Raw genomic sequence first — 17201 nt, 5'->3', positions numbered from 1 at the left:
CCGTCCGCCGCCGGGAACTTGATGGTACTGGCGTACCAGGATCCCGGGCGAGTAGACACTGTCTACCAGCCCCTGGTAGACAGGGCCCATGGAACAGGACAGCTCCCTGCGCGAGCGGCTGATCGACGTCGGCGTGGACCTCGTCATGACCGAGGGCACCGCCTCGCTCGGGCTGCGGGAGATCGCCCGCCGGGCCGGGGTCTCGCACGGCGCGCCCCGGCGGCACTTCCCCACGCACCACGCCCTGCTCTCGGCCATCGCCCGGCGCGGATTCGCGGACCTCGCCGGCCGGTTCACCTCCGCCATGGCCGGCGCGGCCACCCCGCGCGAGCAGCTCACGGCCCTGGGGCGGGCCTACGTCGGCTACGCGCTGGAGCACCGCGGCATGTTCGAGCTGATGTTCCGCCACGACCTGCTGGACAGCGAGCGGCACGGCGGCCCGCCCGGCCCGGGGCAGCCGCGGCTGCGCGAGTCCACGCTCCCGCTGTTCGAGCTGCTCGTCGGCCTCGTCACCCGCTGCCGCGCCGAGGCCGAGGACGCGCCGCCCGCGGCCGTGACCGCCGCCGCGCTGTGGGCGAACCTGCACGGCGTGGCCCAGCTGTGGGGCTCGGGCAGCCTGCCCCTGGTCCACGGCCACGGGCCCGCGCGGCTCGACCCCATCGTCACCGCCGCACTCGACGCGCACCTCGGCCCGGCCGCCCGGTGAGGCCCCGGACAGCGCTCCTCGCCTCCGTCTGCGGCGCCATGATCGTCGCCCTGGACGGCACCGTGCTGGTGGTGGCGCAGCCCAGCATGCGGCGCGATCTCGGGGCGAGCGTGGCGCAGGTCCAGTGGACCAGCACCGCGTACCTGCTCACCGTCGCCGCGTTCCTGGTCGTCGCCGGGCGGCTCGGCGACCGCTACGGGCATTCCCGGCTGGCGATCACCGGCGTGCTCGGCTTCGCCGCCGCCTCGGCGGGCATCGCCCTGGCGCCCGGCGTCGGCTGGGTGATCGCCCTGCGGGCCGCGCAGGGGTTCTTCGGCGCGCTGCTCCAGCCGGCGACGCTCGCCCTGCTGCGGCTCGCCTATCCGCCCGACCGGCTCGCCACGCCCGTGGCCGTCCGGACCAGCGCGATCGGGGTGGCCGCGGCGGCCGGGCCGCTGCTCGGCGGGCTGCTCGTGGCGCACCGGGGCTGGCGGGCGGTGTTCGTGGTCAACGTGCCCCTCGCGCTCGCGATCGCCGCGCTGATCCTGGCCGTACGGGTGCCCGAGCCGGAGCGGACCGGCGCCGGACGGCCGCCCCTGGGCAGCGCCGCCCTGCTCGTGGCCGCCGTCGCGGCGCTCGTGCACGCGCTGGCCGGCGTACCGGCGTACGGATGGACCGCGCCGCCGACCCTCCTCGGGCTCGGGGGCGCGGCGGGGCTCGGGGTGCTCCTCGTACGGTGGGAGCGGCGCGGCGCGCACCCGCTGGTGCCGGCCGCCGTGGCGCGGTCGATGCCGGTGATGGCTTCGATGGCGCTGCTGCTGACCGCGTCGGGCGCCTTGTCCGGGGCGCTGTTCACGGCGACGTTCCTGCTCCAGGACGTACGGGGGCTGGGCGCGTACGACACCGCGCTGCGGTTGCTGCCGCTGACCGCCGTGATGGTCGCGGGGGCGCCCCTGGCCGGTTTCGCGCAGCGCAGGTTCGGTGCGCGCCGGATCGCGCTGGCCGGGACGGGGCTGGTGGCGCTCGGGATCGCCGGGCTGTGCACCGAGGCCCTGACGGGAGCCGGGGGCGCGGTGCTCGGCGCCGGTTTCGCCGCGGTGATGGTGACCGCGACCGGGACGGTGGTGGGGGACGCCCCGCCCGGGTACGCGGGGGTGATCGGCGGGCTCAAGCAGACGGCCACGAACGTGGGTCCGGCCTTCGGGATCGCCCTCGCGGCGGGAGTGGGAGCAGGAGCGGGAGCGGGAACGGGGGCCGGGGCCGGGGCCGGGGCCGGGGCCACCCCGGCGCTGTTGGCCCTGGCCGCGCTGGCCGCCGTGGGACTGCTGCCGGCGTCGCTACTGCCCGGCCGCCCGCGCGGTGCAGCTGCGGGCGACCTCGTCGGCGAAGACGCGGGCCAGCGGGGCGAGCGCGCTCCAGCGGCGCACGGCCCAGCCGACGGCGAGCGGCGGTAGCCCGGGGATCGGGACGAGGCGCAGCGGGCCGTCCGCGCCGGGGACCCGCCAGCCGGGCAGGGCGGGTACGACGGCGTGGCCCAGGCCCAGTTCGGCGAGCAGCAGGGCGGTGTCCCAGTCGGCCACGCTGGTGTCGGAGCTGATCCGGATGTCCAGGCCGGCGAAGGCGGCGTCGAGGTGGGCGCGGGAGGCGGAGTTCTCGGGGAGCCGGATGTGCCGGATGCCGGTGAGGTCGGCGGGCTCGATGCGGGTGCGGGCGGCGAGGGGGTCGTCGGCGCCGACCGCGAGCACCCAGGGCAGGTTCATGACGGGGCGCTGCTCGATGCCGCGCACCGGCCGCCCGATGGTGATCCAGGCGAGGTCGAGGTCGTCGGCGGCGAGTGCGTCGAAGCAGCTGCGGCTGGAGTTCTCGGTCTGGAACTCCAGGCTCACCCGGGGGTGCCGGCGCCGGAAGGTGACGACGGCTTCGGACATGAAGTGCCGGACGGTCGTGGCCCCGGTGGTGACGCGGACCGAGCCGCCGTCTCCGCGTACGAGGTCGTCCAGCCGGCGCAGGGCTCCGTCGAGGCCGGAGATGCCGTCGGCGGCGGCCGCCTGGAGGATGCGGCCGGCCTCGGTGGGGACGACGCCGCGGGCGTGGCGTTCCAGCAGGCCGGTGCCGGTCTCCTTCTCCAGGCGGCGGATGTGCTGGCTGACGGCCGACTGGGTGCGGCCGAGGTCGCGGGCCACGGCGCTGAGGCTGCCGGCACGGCACACGGCGACGAAGACGCGGAGGTCATCGAGGGTCATGGGCTCACGCTAGCCACCCTCAGATCCAAGCTCTGCCTTGGGTGTTGATAGGAGATCAGTGGATTGACTTGGATCTCCGGCTGCTCGAAGATCAACACAGGGCCCAGGGCGGCAACCCGGCCCCGCCTTCACCATGGTCCGGACCTCGGGTGAAGGCGGTGCCGGGTGCCGACCCGCCCGGTTCTGCTAGCCGAGGCCGTCGACGCGGTGGCGGGCGCCGGGGCCGGTCCGGCTCTCGTGCGGCAGCGGTGCGGGGGCGGAGGCGGCCGGGACCGGGCCGGCCGGGGGGACGGAGGTTCCGGTGGCGGAGACGGTGAAGGCGCCCGACTTCGTACCGGTCTTGACCCACAGGACGCCGGCGCGGTCGGCCGGGTCGAAGAACCAGCCGGTCGCCGCGGCCTCGTACGCGCCCTTGGAGGCGAGGCGGGTGAGCGCGGCGCCGTCGGCGGTGACCGCTGCGGGCGGCGAGGCGAGGTGGAGGGAGAACTCGTAGCCCCGGGAGGCCGGTTTGCCGGTGTAGTCGCCGGTGGGCGCACCGACGGAGACGGTGACCGTGCCGGAGCCGGTGGTGGGGGCGGTGACGGCCACCCGCTGGCGGGCGAAGGCGCCCGACTCGTGGGCGCGGGTCAGGCCGTCGTCCTCGTAGAGGCTGAAGGAGCTGTTGCCCCGCGGGTGGATGTCGTAGGTGAGGGTGGAGACGGGCTTCTCGCCCGAGTGGTTCATCCGGGGCCACATCGGCACGATGGCGCCGCCCTTGACGAACAGGGGCAGGGTGTCGAGGGGGGCACGGTAGCCGTTCAGCCAGCCCGGACCGGTGTGGACGCGGCCCGTCCAGTAGTCCGTCCAGGTTCCGGCGGGCAGGTAGATGCCGTCGCGGACGGAGGTGTCGGAGACGACGGGCGCGACGAGGAAGGAGTCCCCGGCCATGAACTGGCCGCTGGTGAGGTTGCCGCGGGCCACCGGGTCGTCAGGGTATTCGAGGACCATCGCGCGCGTGCTGGGGACGCCGCTCTCGTGGGCGACGCGGCTCATCGTGTACAGGTACGGCATCAGACGCATCTTGAGCTGGAGATAGGCGCGGTTGACGGACCGGTACGGCTCGGCGAAGCGCCAGGGCTGCTTGTCCTGGTAGCCGGCCCGCGGGTTGGCCGCGCCCCAGCCGGACATGGTCATGAAGGCCGGGGTGAAGGCCTTCCACTGGAGGTCGCGGGTGTACGTCTCGGGGCTGCCGCCGAAGATGCCGTCGACGTCGCCGGAGGCGTAGTTGAGGGCGGAGAGGCCGGCTCCGGTGATGGCGGGGACGTGCCAGCGCATGTCGTCCCAGGTGCCGTGGGTGTCGCCGGTCCAGACGACGGCGTTGCGCTGGGTGCCGGCCCAGCCGTCGACGGTCCATACGTAGCGCCGGGCGTCGGAGTTCTTCTCGATGCCGTCCACGGCCTGCTGGACCCCGTTGAAGGCGTACTGGTATCCGCTCCCGATCCAGGCGACGTCGGTCTTCACGCCCCGGACACCGGCCGCGGCGACCTCGTCGGCGAGGGAGTCGAGGCCGGTGGAGGTCCACAGGCCGGTCCGGAAGCCCTTGGCCTTCAGGGCCTCGACGGTGGATTTCAGCGGCGCGGTGTAGCCGCAGCCGTAGCCGTCGTTGGGGAGGAACCAGCCCGAGGGCATGTCGGCGGCGCGGGCGTCGGCGGCGTAGCCGGCCACGTCGGGGGTGGTCTGGTGGCGCGGGCGGCCGTGGTCGCCCTGGTACTCGGGGTTGGAGGCGTTGAAACAGTCCGCGTTGCCGAGTTCGAAGCCCCAGACGGGGGCCATGAAGGGTTTCCCGCTGACGTCGGTGTAGGCGTCGAGGACGGATTTGAGGGAGTCCCCGGTGAAGTACCAGCCGTCGAAGCGGGTCTCGTCGTGGGTGAGGGTGGTGGGGGCGTTGAATCCGTACGAGCCGGGGGCCCAGGTGTTGCGCATGACGCCGTAGCCGTTGGTGGACATGTAGAAGGGGGCGGGGCTCGCGTTGTCGTTCTCGCGCCACTTGTTGTCGACGGCGACGGGGACGGTCTTGTCGCGCAGGGCCCACTCCCCGAGGCGCAGCCCGGTGCCGTAGAACTGCTCGTCGGCGCCGCGGGCCAGGTACTGGGTGGTCCGGGTGCCGGTCCAGCTGGTGGGCCGGGACTCCCGCCAGACCGGGGTGGTGTTGTCGGCGCGGTAGACGGAGAAGCGGAGCGGCGCCTTGTTGACGCGGATGTTCAGGGCGCCGGTGGTGATGCGGTAGTACGGGCCGGCGTCGGTGAAGGAGGCGTCGACGGAGCCGAAGTCCGTGGTCGGGGCGAGGGCGGAGCCGGCCGGATCGTCGGTGAAGGCGCCGTCGGGCGAGAGCCAGAGCCGGAAGATGTCGGCGCGGGCGATGACCACGCGGGCCCTCGCCCCGCTGGACGCGGTGACGGTGAAGGTGTTCCCGGACCGGGTGAGGCCGGTGACGTCGCCGGCCGTGGCGGCGGCCGCCGGCGCCGCCGTGGACGCGGCGGTGGCCCGGGGGGCGGCCGGTCCGGCGGCGGCGAGCCCGGCCACGGTGAGGGCGGCGGCGAACAGCGCCGCGACGCGGGTGCGGCGGCGGGCGAGACGGCGGGCCCGGCCGGGGTCGAGCGGACGCCGCCGGTGCGGCGAGGGGCCGCCCCGGCTGCGGGCGCCCGGGCCGGAGTCGGGGCCGGGGTCGGGGCCTGGTTCGATGCCGGTGCTGACGCGGGTGAGTCTCATGGGGCAGCTCCTCGTGCGGTCCGGATCGCGGACACACCGCTTTGGCATGCGCCTGGCAACATAGCGGCCGGCCGAGATCCTTTGCAGGAAGCTGCTCGAAGTCGTCCGGAATCACGCAGCTTTGAGCATGCGTCACGTCCGATGACGTCACTTCGGCGAGACGGAGCGCCCCGTCAGCAGACCGAGCGGTAGGGCAGGTCCGGAACGTTCTGCTCCCATTGCGCGCGCGTCAGATCGCGCCCGACCCGCCGGCACAGCTCCTTCGCCACGTTCGCCGGACCGAGGTCGAAGACCCGGTGCGGGTGGAACGAGGAGGAGACGTGCAGCCTGCCCCCGGAGTCGAAGGCGACGGCGCGCAGGAAGCCCGCGGACCCGCGCATCGGGTCGCCCAGCCGGCGGCGGGCCGGCACGTCCCACAGCTGGACCCGGCTCTCCCCCACCAGCGCGGCCAGGGTCCGGCCGTCGTGGGAGAACCGCAGCCCCGCCAGGCGTCCGCCGAAGTCCTCGCCGCGGGTGCCCGCCGTGCTCGACAGAGCGCCCAGGCGCCGGCGACCGCTGCCGTCCCACAGGGTGACGGCGCCCTGGAGCAGGCTCACCGCCAGCACCGAGCCGTCGTCGCTGAACTCCAGGTCCTGGATGACGCCGGGCCCGAACACGCCGCGCTCCACCCTGCGGGTGGCCAGGTCGATCCGCTCGCCCGCCGAGGTGAACAGGAGGGTGCCGTCGCGGTTGACTGCCAGGTTGGCGGCGCCGGCGTCCTTGATCTCGTACGCCCGCTTGCCCGAGGCCACGTCCCAGACCTGGACGGTCCGGGGCTCGTTCGCGGTCGCGCCCGCCGGGAGCGCCAGGACGATCTGCTTGCCGTCAGGGGTGAACTCCACCCCGTCGACCCGGAAGACGGACTTCGGCAGGGAGATCTCCGCGCGCTTGCGGCCCTCCCGGACGTCCCACACCGTGACCCGCAGCTTCCCGTTGCCCCCGACGACGCCCGCCAGCAGGCGCCCGTCCCGCGAGTACACCGCGCCGCCGTCGTCGTCGGTGAGGTCGGCGTCGCCGGTGGAGCCCCTGAGCGGCACCTCGGGCAGGGCGCGGTCCCGGCCGTCGGCCGTGGTCCAGATCTTGGCCTCCGCGTCCCTGCCGGTGCCCAGGACCCCCGCCGTCACGAGGGTCCGTGCGTCCGGGGCGAACACCGCGTCCATCACGTTCACCGTGGAGGCGGCGTCCTCCAGTCCGAAGGTCAGGTCGAGGTAGCGCACCTGACGGTCCCTGGAGAGGGAGAGCAGCCTGCGGCCGTCGGCGTCGAAGGCGAGGGCCACGCCCGTCGCCGCGCCGTCGGCTTCCGGCCGGGGGAAGGTCAGCAGCGGCTGGGCGGAGGAGCTCGACCGGTCGGACCACAGTTTCACCTGGGAGTCCGTGACCTCGGCCATCAGGGAGGCGTCCGCGTTGACGGCGCCCACCGACTTCGCACTGAACTCGTAGATGCTCTTGCGGCTGGGCAGGTCCCACAGGGTGGAGTTGCGCCCGTTCATGTGGATCAGCCGCTTGCCGTTCCCGCTGAACCGCAGCCCGTGCTCCTTGCCGCAGGGGGTGGTGGGGTACGCGTCCGGGTTCGTCAGCTGCGCGGTCTGCCCGGTGGCCACGGTGTAGAGCTGGACGGGGCGGCCGGGCAGGCAGTAGGCGAGGGTGGAGCCGTCACGCGACAGGGCCACCGCGTCCCGCCCCGGGATCGTCAGCACGATCCGCCCGGTGGCGCCGTCGACCAGGAGGGTCTCCTGCCTCGCCTCGTAGGAGGTGACCAGGAGGAGGCCGGCCTTCTCCGACATCCCCGCGAGCTGGAGCGCGCCCTGGTCCTCCAGGATGAGGCGGCCGGGCTTGCCGCTCTTGAGGTCGATGAGCTGGACGCCCTTGCGCTTGGGCTGCACCGCGACCGTTCCGGTGGGGTCCGGGGCGGCCGGCAGCTCGTCCTCCTGGGACAGTTCGGCGCGCGCCGTGCGCTTGCCGGTGACGAGGTCCCAGACCTCCATGCTCTTCTTCTCGTTGAGGACGGCCAGGGTGCGTCCGTCGAGCAGGGTGTCGATGTGCTCCTCGTAGACGCCGGTCGAGACCCCGGCCGGGTTGGTCGCGACCTTCCGCTCGTCCTGGCCGAGCGCGCCGTACAGGGCGGCGCGGGCCTCGCCCACGGGCGCGACCCGCCAGGCGGCCACGCTGAGCAGGGCCGCGGTCTCGGGGTCCGAGGTGCGCAGGCTGTCGGCGATCGAGGCGATGCTGCGGGCGGAGGCCTCGCGTTCGCGCTCGTCGCCGATCCGCTTCTGCTGCCAGGCGACGAGGCCCGCGACCAGCGCCAGGGCCAGCAGGGCGGCCCCGCCCGCGCGCAGCCGCCGGGTGCGCCGGCGGGCGTGCGCGGCGGCGGCGCCGTGGGCTTCGAGCAGTTCCGCCTCCAGCCGGCTCGCGCGCAGCCACGGCGGGGCGTCCGCCACGCAGGCGCGGGCCGCCTGCGGGGCCCCGCCGGTCGGCAGGGCGTCGGGGGTGCGCCCGTGCCCGTCCCAGTAGCCGGCGGCCTGGGTGAGCCAGCGCAGCAGGCCCAGCGCGTCGCGGTCCTGGTCCACCCAGGCCCGCAGCTGGGGCCAGGCCCGGATCAGGCCGAGGCCGGCGAGGCGTACGGTGTCGGCCTCCAGGACCAGGAGCCGGGCGGTGACGAGGGCGTCCAGCGCGAGGCGCAGCGCGCCGCGTTCCTCGTAGGGCAGGCCGTCGAACCACTCCGAGGTCGAGGCGGTACGGGTGGTGTCCTGGGAGCCGTCGGGGGCGGTGCCCGGGACGACGAGGCGGAGCACGATCTGCCGTACGGCCTGTTGCACCGGCAGCGGCAGCCCCTGGTACATCTGCGCGGCGGCGGCTCCCCGTCCGGGTTCGGCGCCGTCCTCGGCCGTGTCGCGCAGCGCCCCGGCGGACTGGCGGCCGTCCACGAGGAGCGAGGCGTCCGCGCGCTCGGGGCCGCCGAGCAGGGCGAGGAGCAGCTCGGTGGAACTCGGGCGTTCGGCCGGGGTCTTGGACAGGGCGCGGCCCACGAGCGCGCGCAGGCCGGCGGGCAGGGCGGCGAGGTCCGGCTCGTGTTCGGTGACGCGGACGACGATCTCGCCGAGGTTCTCGCCGTGGAAGGGATCGCGGCCGGTGGCCGCGAAGACCATCACCGCGCCCCAGGCGAACACGTCGGCGGCGGCGCTCGCCCGGTGGCCGGTCAGCACCTCGGGGCCCATGTAGCCCGGGGTGCCCATGAGATGGCCGGTGGCGGTGAGCGACATGTCGTTGGTGCGGGCGATGCCGAAGTCGATGACCCGGGGGCCGTCGGTGCCCAGGAGGATGTTGTCCGGCTTGAGGTCGCGGTGGACGACCTCGGCGCGGTGGATGGCCGCGAGGGCGGTGGCCACACCGGTCGCCAGCCGGACCAGGGCGTCGCCCGTGAGCGGGCCGGATGTGCGCACGGCCTTGCGCAGGTCCCGGCCCGCGACGAACTCGCTGACGATGTACGGGCGTTCGCCGTCGGTACCGGCTTCGATCACCCGCGCGGTGCAGAAGGACTCGACGCGCTGCGCCGCGAGGACCTCCTTGGCGAAGCGGCCCGCGATCTCGGGGCGGCTGACGAGTTCGGGCCGCAGCACCTTGACGGCGACGCGCGCTCCCGCGTGGTCGTAGGCCTCGTAGACCGTGCCCTGGCCGCCCGCGCCGAGGCGGGCGGCGAGCCAGTAGCCTGCGACCCGCTCGGGATCCTCGGACGTCAGCAACTCAGGCATGTCTCCCCCTGCTCCAGCCTGATCACAACTCTGCGGGCGGAGGCTATCAAGGGGCGCTGAGCTGCGTGATCACCGGGTCCCGGGGGTTTCGGCCACCGCCGCGGCGGCCCGTTCGCGCCAGCGGACGTACTGCTCCTCGGCGTCGCCCGTGTACGACCAGGGCACGCGCGTGGCGCGGCCGTCGAGGAGCCCGAAGACGTGGGCCGCCTCGGGGAGCATGCCCGCGTGGACGAGGCCGTGGGCCAGGCAGTTGAGGTCGGCGACGTCCTGGGCCGCCGGGACGGTGCGGGCGCCGAGCCACCGCTCCATGGTGGTCCGCAGGTCCCAGCGGGCCGCGTCCCCGCTCCAGTGGTGCAGGAGGTCGAGGCCGGCCCGGCCCTCGGCCTCCACCCGGTGGCGGAACTGTTCGGCCCGGGCGACCTGCGGGAGGACGGCGAGGGCGGAGCCGGGCGGGGCGGCGGCCGCGGAGTCCCGCGCGAAGTTGTACGCCTGGCCGTGCGAGCCGTGCCAGCGGGCGGACATGTAGCGCAGCCCCTGGTGGTGGCCCTCGCGGTGGTACGGGTCGCGGGCGCGGAGCTCCTGCCACCATCGCCCCATGGAGGCGTGCCCGCCTTCGTACAGCCGCGCCAGGGTGATCAGCGACAGCCAGGGGTGGGGGTCCGCGGGCGCGGCCTCGCAGGCGCGCAGGCAGATCCGGGCGGTGTGGTCCAGGAGGTCCCGCACGGGTATGGTCCCGCCGCGGGCGACGGCGAACATCCGCATCACCTCGGTGTCGGCGCGCAGGACGACGGCGTCGAGGCTGTGGGGTTCGGAGGCCTGCCAGGCCTCCACGACCCGTTTGTCGGCGGCGGCGTTGGCGAGCAGCCGGATCCGGTGGGTGCGCCGGTCCCAGTCGTGGGCGGCTCCGGCGGCGAGGAGGTCGCGGGGGCCCTGCCAGCGCCCGGCGGCGATGTCCTGGCAGGCCTCGGAGAGGGCGCCGTCGGTGAACGCGGGGTCGTACTGCGGTGCTGCCGCGGAGCGGCGGCGCTTCCAGGCCATGGGACGGGACCTTCCTCCGGTCAGAAGTCGGTGAGCAGTTCGTCCGGTCGGCCGGCGGCGGCGCGGGTGGGGTCGTGGCCCGTCACGCCGTAGGACTCGTCGACGTCCTGGGCCCGCTGGGGGTCGAGGGGGCTCGGCTGGAAGTACGACCTGCCGCGGAACCAGGACACCAGCATGGGCACGGTGCCCAGGGCGAGGGTACCGAGGCCGATGGTGAGGGCGGCGGCGTTCAGTTCGGTCACCGACTGGGCCAGGATCCACAGCATGAACAGTCCTCCGCACAGCGGCCACGCTCCGACGAGGAGGAAACTGCCCGCGGAGGTGAACAGCGTCTTGCGGTGGACCACTACGGCGGAGAACGCGGTGAGGCTGTAGTAGAACGCGATCTGGAGGCCGATGCCGCTGAGGGCGTCGGCGAGCAGTCCCGCGCCGGAGCCGAGGGTGACGGCGGCGGTGAAGACCAGGGCGACGGCCGCGACGACGGCGGTGGCGGTCCAGGGGGTCTGGCGGCGGGGGTGGAGGCGGCCGAACGCCGGGGGGAGGGTGCGGTCGCGGCCCATCGCGAAGAGGGTGCGGGTGGCCTGGATGAGCGAGGTGTTCAGGGTGGCGACCGTGGAGAGCAGGACGGCGAGGACGAGCAGGCGGCCGCCCCAGCCGGGCCAGATGGCGTCGCCGAGGACGGTCAGGAAATCGCCGGGGGCGCGGCGGACGGCATCGGTCCCGATGAGGATGTTGACGGAGATGGTGAACACGGTGAACAGGGCGAAGACCATGAGGACGCCGATCACGCCCCCGAATCCCGAGCCGCGGCGGCCGCCGCGGGTCTCCTCGCCCAGGTTGCTCGTCACGTCCCAGCCCCAGTAGGCGAAGACGGCGATCAGGGCGCCGCCGACGAAGGTGTGTTCGCTGCCGAAGTGGCTGAAGCCGAACCAGGAGAGGGAGAAGTCGGCCGCGTTGCCGTCCTTGGCCATCGCGGCGACGGCGAAGACCACGAGCAGGACCAGCTGCGCGCCGGTGATGAGGGTCTGGGCGTGGGCGCTGATCCGGGCACCGAACATGACCACGCCGGCCACGAGCAGGAACCAGAGCGCTCCGATCGCGGTGGGCAGGAGGGTGGAGCCGCTCGTGTCGAGGCCGAGGAGGGCGAGCGTGGCACTGCCCGCCGGCAGGGCGCTGGAGGCCATGAAGACGGTGGTGGAGACGACGACCGCCCAGCCGCTGAGGAAGCCGAGGAAGGGGTGCAGGGATCTGCCGACCCAGGCGTAGGCGGCGCCCGCGTTGGGGTCGAGGCGGCCGAGGTGGCGGAAGGCGAGGGCGATGCCCGCCATGGGGATCGCGCAGTACAGGAGGACGGCGGGGCCGGCGACGCCGACGGCGGCTATCAGCGCCGGGAGGGTGACGGCGATGGTGTAGGCGGGACCGCAGCCCGCGACCGCCATGACGACGGAGTCGAACCGGCCCAGGGCGTCGGCCCGTAGGCCTCCCCCGGCACCAACGTGCTTGCTCAACGGTGACGCCTTTCCTAGGGATGCCGGCGGCCCCGTACCGTACGGCCGGCCGCCCGCGGGCAAGGCGAGGCAAGGCGGTGCGCGGCGCGGGGCCGCACTGCTCGGCGGTGGCACGGCTGGGTGGGGCGGGGCGCGGCTGGTGGGGGCGGGGATGGGGTGGATCGGCAACTGGGCGGCATCGCTGTGGCGTTCCGGGCCCTTGCAGAGCCGACCCGGCGGCGGTTCACGCGTCCGGGTGGAGAGGCAGGTGCCAGATCCTGCCGAAGCCGCGCGGGAAGCGCAAGAGCCCTGGTGCGGATCCTGGATGTCAGAGCGGACATTGATATTCGATTCAATGCAACTTTCATCAATGTGCCGAGGATTCGCGGGCGTTCCCCCGCCGCCTACGGGCTGCCCGGCAGGGTGACCGCGAGGATCGGCGGGGCCGGGGAGGTGTGGCGGTGGCCGCAGGGGTCGAAGACCAGGAGCACGGGGCGGCCCGGGCGCTGGCGCCAGGAGATGCGTTCCGGCAGGCGCGCGCAGACCGGGCAGCGGGGCAGCGGGCTCGGCGCCGGCGCGTGGTCCGGGGCGGCCGTCAGCCGCGGCGTGGACTGCGGATCGCGCATGGGTGCTCCCTGGTCCGGGGGTTGTGCTGCTGAGACTGTGCCATGGGCGGGACCCGCCGCGCACGGGCGAATCGTCCAGTGTTCCGGCTGGTCAGAGGTGCGGTCGCCAGGGCGATTCCGGTCCTCTGCGGGCACTTGGTGATCAACCGCTCCCGTGGCCGGCCGTCACCAGGCCCGATTCGTAGGCCGCGATGACCGCCTGGGCGCGGTCGCGGACGCCCAGTTTGGCGAAGATGCCGGTGATGTGGTTCTTGACCGTGGACACGCTGATGTCCAGGTCCGAGGCGATCTCCGCGTTGTCGAACCCGGCGGCCAGCAGCCGCCAGATCTCCAGCTCGCGCGGGGTGAGGCCGGCCGGGGCCGCCGTCACCGGGCGCGGCCGGGCGGGGGCCCGTACGTAGGCGGAGATCAGCCGGGTGAGCAGCCGGGGCGCGACCGCGGCCTCGCCGGTGTGGACGGTGTGGACCCCGGCGATGAGCTCCTCCGGGGAGACGTCCTTGGGGAGGAAACCGTAGGCGCCGGCGCGCAGGGCGGCGACCACGTACTCGTCCATGTCGAAGGTGCTGAGGGCCAGGACGCGGGAGTCGGGCAGCGTGCGCGCCAGTTCCTCGGTCGCCCTGACCCCGTCGAGGACCGGCATCCGGATGTCCATGACGACGACGTCGGGCCGCAGCTCGTGGGCCAGGGCGACGGCCCGGGCCCCGTCCTCGGCCTCGCCGACCACCTCGAACGCCGGGTCGGGCGCCAGGATCAGGGCCAGGCCCCGCCGTACCAGCGGCTGGTCGTCGGCTATCAGCACACGGATCATCCGCGTCGTTCCCCTCCCCGTCCCCCCGGGACCGCGCCCGCCGGAAGCACGGCCGCCACCCTGAACCCGCCGCCGTCGCAGGCGCCGGCCTCCAGGGTGCCGCCTTGCAGGGCGACGCGTTCCCGCATTCCGATCAGACCGTACCCGCTGCCGGCGGCCGGCCGCGCGGGTCCGGGCCGGGCACCGGCGCCGTCGTCCCGCACCTCCACGTCCACTCCCTCCGGCCGGTACGTCAGCCGTACGTGGGCCCGCGCGCCCCCGGCGTGCTTGCGGGCGTTGGTCAGGGCCTCCTGGACGATCCGGAACACCGTGAGCCCGACGGTCGGCGGCAGCGGGCGGGCCGCCCCGTGGACGGTGAACTCGGTCGGCGTCCCGGCCAGCCGGGACTCCGTGATGATCCGGCCGAGGTCCCCCGCCCCGGGCTGTGGCTCCGGGGGCACCGGCTCCGGTTCCTCTCCGGCCCGCAGTACGTCGAGGAGCTGGCGCATCTCGCCGAGCGCCATCCGCCCGGAGCCCTCCAGGGTGACCAGGGCCTCGCGGGCCGCCTCGGGGTCGTGCGCGAGGTTGGCCCGGGCGCCGCCGGCCATCAGCTGCATGGTGGTGATGTGGTGGGCCACGATGTCGTGCAGCTCCCGGGCGATCCGGCGGCGTTCCTCGGCCACGGCCCGGTCGGCCAGCAGGGTGCGCCGGGCCTCGGCCTCCTGCTGCCAGCGCCGCACCAGCAGTCCGGTGCCGACGACGAGGAGGACCGCCACCGTGTTGCTGAGGACGCCGGTGAGTACGGACACCTCGCCGTGGCCCCCGCTGATCAACGTCAGCGGCACGGTCGCCAGGGCGGCCGCCGCCGTGACCGCCGGGCCGCGCAGCCGGGTCACGGTGTACAGCGCGACGGCGAAGGCGGCGGAGAAGTGCGTACCCTGCGGCGTGGTCAGGTTCAGCGCCACGCCCAGGGCGAGGACGGCGCAGAGCACCGTCACCGGTCTGGCCCGGCGGCCCAGTACACAGGCCCCGCCGAGGACCACGAGGACCACGGCGGACACGGTGAGGGGCCGGCCGTCCTCCGTGGCGCCGAGCGAGAAGCCGATCAGGTCGTTCGCGGCGGTTCCGATGGCCAGGAGCGCGTCACTGCGCGTCCACGCGAAGGCCGGCTCGCGCACCCGGTCCCAGCGGGTCCGGCGGCCCGGGGCCCGCGCCCCCTCCCGGCCGGTCGTGCCGGTCCGGTCCTCGCTGCGCATCGGCATGCCCGCCGGTCCCCCTCCGTCGCCGGCCCGCCGGTTCCGAACCGGAGCAGCCGCAGGTCACGTACGTACGGGGTCCATTCTCGCAACGGCTCCCCGGCGCGCGAGGGCCCGGAGGCGGAGGCCGGACCAGGACTGAGGTCCTGGTCCGGGGAGTGCGCCGGACCCCGGTCCCGGGTGCGGCTTCCTCCCTGACCACGACGTTTCGGGGTGCGGCCGCTGATGAGCTGGAGAACGTCCGGGAGTTCCCCGGTCGTTCGAGTTACGGAGGACCCTGTGATCCGCGCCCTGACCGGCTTCGCCACCCGAAGTCCGTGGAAGGTCATCGCCCTGTGGGCGGTGCTGGGTATCGCCGCGGCCGTCCTCGGCCAGGCGCTCGTCTTCCGCGCCACACAGCCCAGTACGGGCGAGTTCCTGCCCGCCACCTACGATTCCGCGGCCGCGCTGAAGGTCGCCGAGGAGCACTTCGGCGCCAAGCCCGACGCCAACCCGCTGACCGTGCTGGTGGCGCGGGCGGACGGCGCGGAGCTGTCCGCCTCCGACGAGCGGCGGATCGACGCCGTGGCCGCGGAGCTGGGCCGCCGCGAGGTGGTGATGCCGAAGACCGGTCAGACGCCGCCCTTCACGCAGGACCGCACGCAGGTCCCCCGGGTCAGCCCGGCGATGACGGCCCCGGACCGGAGCTTCAGGCTGCTGGCGGTGGAACTGACCGGCAACCCGCAGGACCCCGGGATGCAGGACCTGTACCGGGCCTTCCGGGACAACACCCGGGCCGAGTTCGCCGGGGCCGGTCTGCGGACCGGGTTCACCTCCGGGCTCGCGGCCACCGTGGACACCGCCGACGCCGAGAAGACGCGGTCCCGGATCGTCGGTGCGGCAATGCTCGCCGTGATCGTGCTGCTGCACGTCCTGGTGTTCCGCAGCTTCCTGGCGGCGCTGCTGCCGCTGCTGGTGGTGTCGGTGATCGGCGGCGCCGCCTCCGGTGTGGTGGTCGGCGCCTCCCTGCTCACCGGCATCCAGCTCGACTCCTCGACACCGCAGTTGATCGGCGTGGTGCTGATCGGGATCGGCATCGACTACTTCCTCTTCCTGCTGTTCCGCTTCCGTGAGCAGCTGCGCTCCCTGCCCGGGCAGAGCGGGCGCGAGGCGGCGGCCGAGGTCGCGGGCCGGGTGGGTACGGCGGTCACCTCCGCGGCGCTGACGATCGTCGCCGCGTTCTCCACGCTCGGGGTGGCGACGTTCGGTCAGTTCCGGGTGCTCGGCCCGGCGATCGCGGTGTCCGTCCTGGTGATGCTGCTGGGCAGTCTCACCCTGATGCCGGCGCTGCTGGCCGTTACCGGGCGGAGGATGTTCTGGCCCTCGCGCGCCCTGCGCCGCGAGCCCCGCGAGGGGATGGCCGGGCGGGCGGGCCGCCGGGTGGCGACCCGCCCGGTGACCATGGTGCTCGCCTCGCTGGCCCTGCTCGGCGCGCTGGCGGCGGGCCTGGCGGGGATGCGGGTGGACTACGGGCAGGGCGGTCCGGGCGACGAGCGCACGGCGGCGGCGCGGACGGCGGCCGAGATCTCGCGCGCCCTGCCCGCCGGGGTGTCGGAGCCGACCACCGTGTTCGTCACCGCGGCCGACGGCGGCGGCGTGGACGCACAGGGGCTGGGCGCGCTGTCGAAGGCGCTGGCGGCGGTCGACGGGGTCGGCCAGGTCGCCCCGGCCGTACCCAGCGGGGACGGCCGGGCGGCCCGCATCGACCTGTTCCTGACCGCCGATCCGCAGGGCCAGCAGGCCCGCGACCTGGTCTCCGGGCCGGTGCGGGAGACGGTGGCCGCGCACCGGCCCGAGGGCACCGAGGTCCACGTGGGGGGCACGGCGGCGCTCTTCGCCGACATCTCCTCCGCCGTCTCCGACGACCTCAAGGTGGTCTTCCCGGTGGCCGCCGGGCTCATCTCGCTGATCCTGCTCCTGCTGCTGCGCAGTCTGCTCGCGCCGCTGGTCCTGATGGTCTCCGTCGGGCTGGGCTTCGCCGCGACCCTCGGCGCCTCGGCGCTGGTCTCCCAGAACCTGCTGGACCGGCCGGGGGTGAACTTCACGCTGCCGCTGGTGCTGTTCCTGTTCGTGGTCGCGCTGGGCACCGACTACAACATCCTGATCAGCGACCGGATACGGGAGGAGATGGAGCGGCCCGGTCCGGCCCGGGCGGCCGTGGCCCGCGCGGTACGGCACACCGCGCCGGCCATCGCGACGGCGGGTCTGGTGCTGGCCGCCTCGTTCGGGAGCCTGGCCGTCAACCCTGCCCCGGGCACCCAGGAGATCGGCTTCGCGACGGCGCTCGGGATCCTGCTGTCCGCGTTCGTCCTGTCGATCGTGCTGGTACCGGCGCTGGCCGCGCTGCTGGGCCGGTCGATCTGGTGGCCGGTGCGGCCGCGGCCCCCCGTCGCCACCGACGGCGCCGACGGCGCCGGGACGGCCCGGCACCGCGACGACGCCGGCGCGGGGCGGCACCTGCCGGTGGGCTGAGGGACCGGCCGGACACGCGAAAGCGCCGGCGC

At 74.6% G+C, this 17201-nt stretch carries 11 protein-coding genes; 3 read left to right on the top strand and 8 right to left on the bottom strand.

Features of this window, described 5'->3' with window-relative positions; translation table 11 throughout:
- The first annotated feature begins 88 nt into the window (after nt 1–88).
- Both IE248_RS11495 and IE248_RS11490 read left to right on the top strand, forming a co-directional pair.
- Complete coding sequence (locus IE248_RS11495; protein ID WP_190030652.1) at nt 89–706, top strand: TetR/AcrR family transcriptional regulator; 618 nt, start codon at nt 89–91, stop codon at nt 704–706.
- A gap of 38 nt (nt 707–744) precedes the next feature.
- Complete coding sequence (locus IE248_RS11490; RefSeq protein WP_190030820.1) at nt 745–2139, top strand: MFS transporter; 1395 nt, start codon at nt 745–747, stop codon at nt 2137–2139.
- On the opposite strand, the gene IE248_RS11485 is transcribed toward IE248_RS11490, so the two are convergent.
- From IE248_RS11485 to IE248_RS11450, 8 genes are all read right to left on the bottom strand, one after another.
- A complete protein-coding gene (locus IE248_RS11485) occupies nt 2023–2928 on the bottom strand; it encodes a LysR family transcriptional regulator (protein ID WP_073798620.1) in 906 nt (301 codons plus the stop codon). The two genes, IE248_RS11490 and IE248_RS11485, sit on opposite strands and share 117 nt — an antisense overlap.
- 186 nt (nt 2929–3114) lie before the next feature.
- Nucleotides 3115–5676, bottom strand: coding sequence for a glycoside hydrolase family 31 protein (locus IE248_RS11480; protein WP_190030651.1), 2562 nt, complete (start codon nt 5674–5676; stop codon nt 3115–3117).
- 173 nt (nt 5677–5849) lie between these two features.
- Nucleotides 5850–9464 (bottom strand): WD40 repeat domain-containing serine/threonine protein kinase, encoded by a 3615-nt coding sequence (locus IE248_RS11475; RefSeq protein WP_190030650.1) that lies wholly within the window; start codon nt 9462–9464, stop codon nt 5850–5852.
- A gap of 69 nt (nt 9465–9533) precedes the next feature.
- Nucleotides 9534–10502 (bottom strand): hypothetical protein, encoded by a 969-nt coding sequence (locus IE248_RS11470; protein WP_008744162.1) that lies wholly within the window; start codon nt 10500–10502, stop codon nt 9534–9536.
- Between the two features lie 20 nt (nt 10503–10522).
- Entirely contained in the window at nt 10523–12010 is a 1488-nt protein-coding gene (locus IE248_RS11465; protein ID WP_047960812.1) for an APC family permease, read from the bottom strand.
- Between the two features lie 383 nt (nt 12011–12393).
- Nucleotides 12394–12615 (bottom strand): hypothetical protein, encoded by a 222-nt coding sequence (locus tag IE248_RS11460; protein WP_190030649.1) that lies wholly within the window; start codon nt 12613–12615, stop codon nt 12394–12396.
- Nucleotides 12616–12757: 142 nt separating this feature from the next.
- Entirely contained in the window at nt 12758–13423 is a 666-nt protein-coding gene (locus tag IE248_RS11455; RefSeq protein WP_107419558.1) for a response regulator, read from the bottom strand.
- Nucleotides 13420–14664 (bottom strand): sensor histidine kinase, encoded by a 1245-nt coding sequence (locus IE248_RS11450; RefSeq protein WP_229895257.1) that lies wholly within the window; start codon nt 14662–14664, stop codon nt 13420–13422. The genes IE248_RS11455 and IE248_RS11450 overlap by 4 nt, the downstream gene beginning before the upstream one ends.
- A gap of 273 nt (nt 14665–14937) precedes the next feature.
- Between IE248_RS11450 and IE248_RS11445 the strand changes: the two genes are divergently transcribed.
- Nucleotides 14938–17169 (top strand): MMPL family transporter, encoded by a 2232-nt coding sequence (locus tag IE248_RS11445; RefSeq protein WP_190030648.1) that lies wholly within the window; start codon nt 14938–14940, stop codon nt 17167–17169.
- The last annotated feature ends 32 nt before the right edge of the window (nt 17170–17201 follow it).

Origin of the sequence: Streptomyces goshikiensis (assembly GCF_014650555.1) — a bacterium.
GTDB lineage: Bacteria > Actinomycetota > Actinomycetes > Streptomycetales > Streptomycetaceae > Streptomyces > Streptomyces goshikiensis.
This window is presented reverse-complemented; position numbering and strand designations above follow the sequence as displayed.

Bases quoted from the DNA above. Each gene is read 5' to 3' on its own strand.
- IE248_RS11460 (WP_190030649.1), bottom strand. From the start codon at position 12,615: ATGCGCGATCCGCAGTCCACGCCGCGGCTGACGGCCGCCCCGGACCAC.
- IE248_RS11475 (WP_190030650.1), bottom strand. From the start codon at position 9,464: ATGCCTGAGTTGCTGACGTCCGAGGATCCCGAGCGGGTCGCAGGCTAC.
- IE248_RS11450 (WP_229895257.1), bottom strand. From the start codon at position 14,664: ATGCCGATGCGCAGCGAGGACCGGACCGGCACGACCGGCCGGGAGGGG.
- IE248_RS11485 (WP_073798620.1), bottom strand. From the start codon at position 2,928: ATGACCCTCGATGACCTCCGCGTCTTCGTCGCCGTGTGCCGTGCCGGC.
- IE248_RS11490 (WP_190030820.1), top strand. From the start codon at position 745: ATGATCGTCGCCCTGGACGGCACCGTGCTGGTGGTGGCGCAGCCCAGC.
- IE248_RS11470 (WP_008744162.1), bottom strand. From the start codon at position 10,502: ATGGCCTGGAAGCGCCGCCGCTCCGCGGCAGCACCGCAGTACGACCCC.
- IE248_RS11480 (WP_190030651.1), bottom strand. From the start codon at position 5,676: ATGAGACTCACCCGCGTCAGCACCGGCATCGAACCAGGCCCCGACCCC.
- IE248_RS11455 (WP_107419558.1), bottom strand. From the start codon at position 13,423: ATGATCCGTGTGCTGATAGCCGACGACCAGCCGCTGGTACGGCGGGGC.
- IE248_RS11495 (WP_190030652.1), top strand. From the start codon at position 89: ATGGAACAGGACAGCTCCCTGCGCGAGCGGCTGATCGACGTCGGCGTG.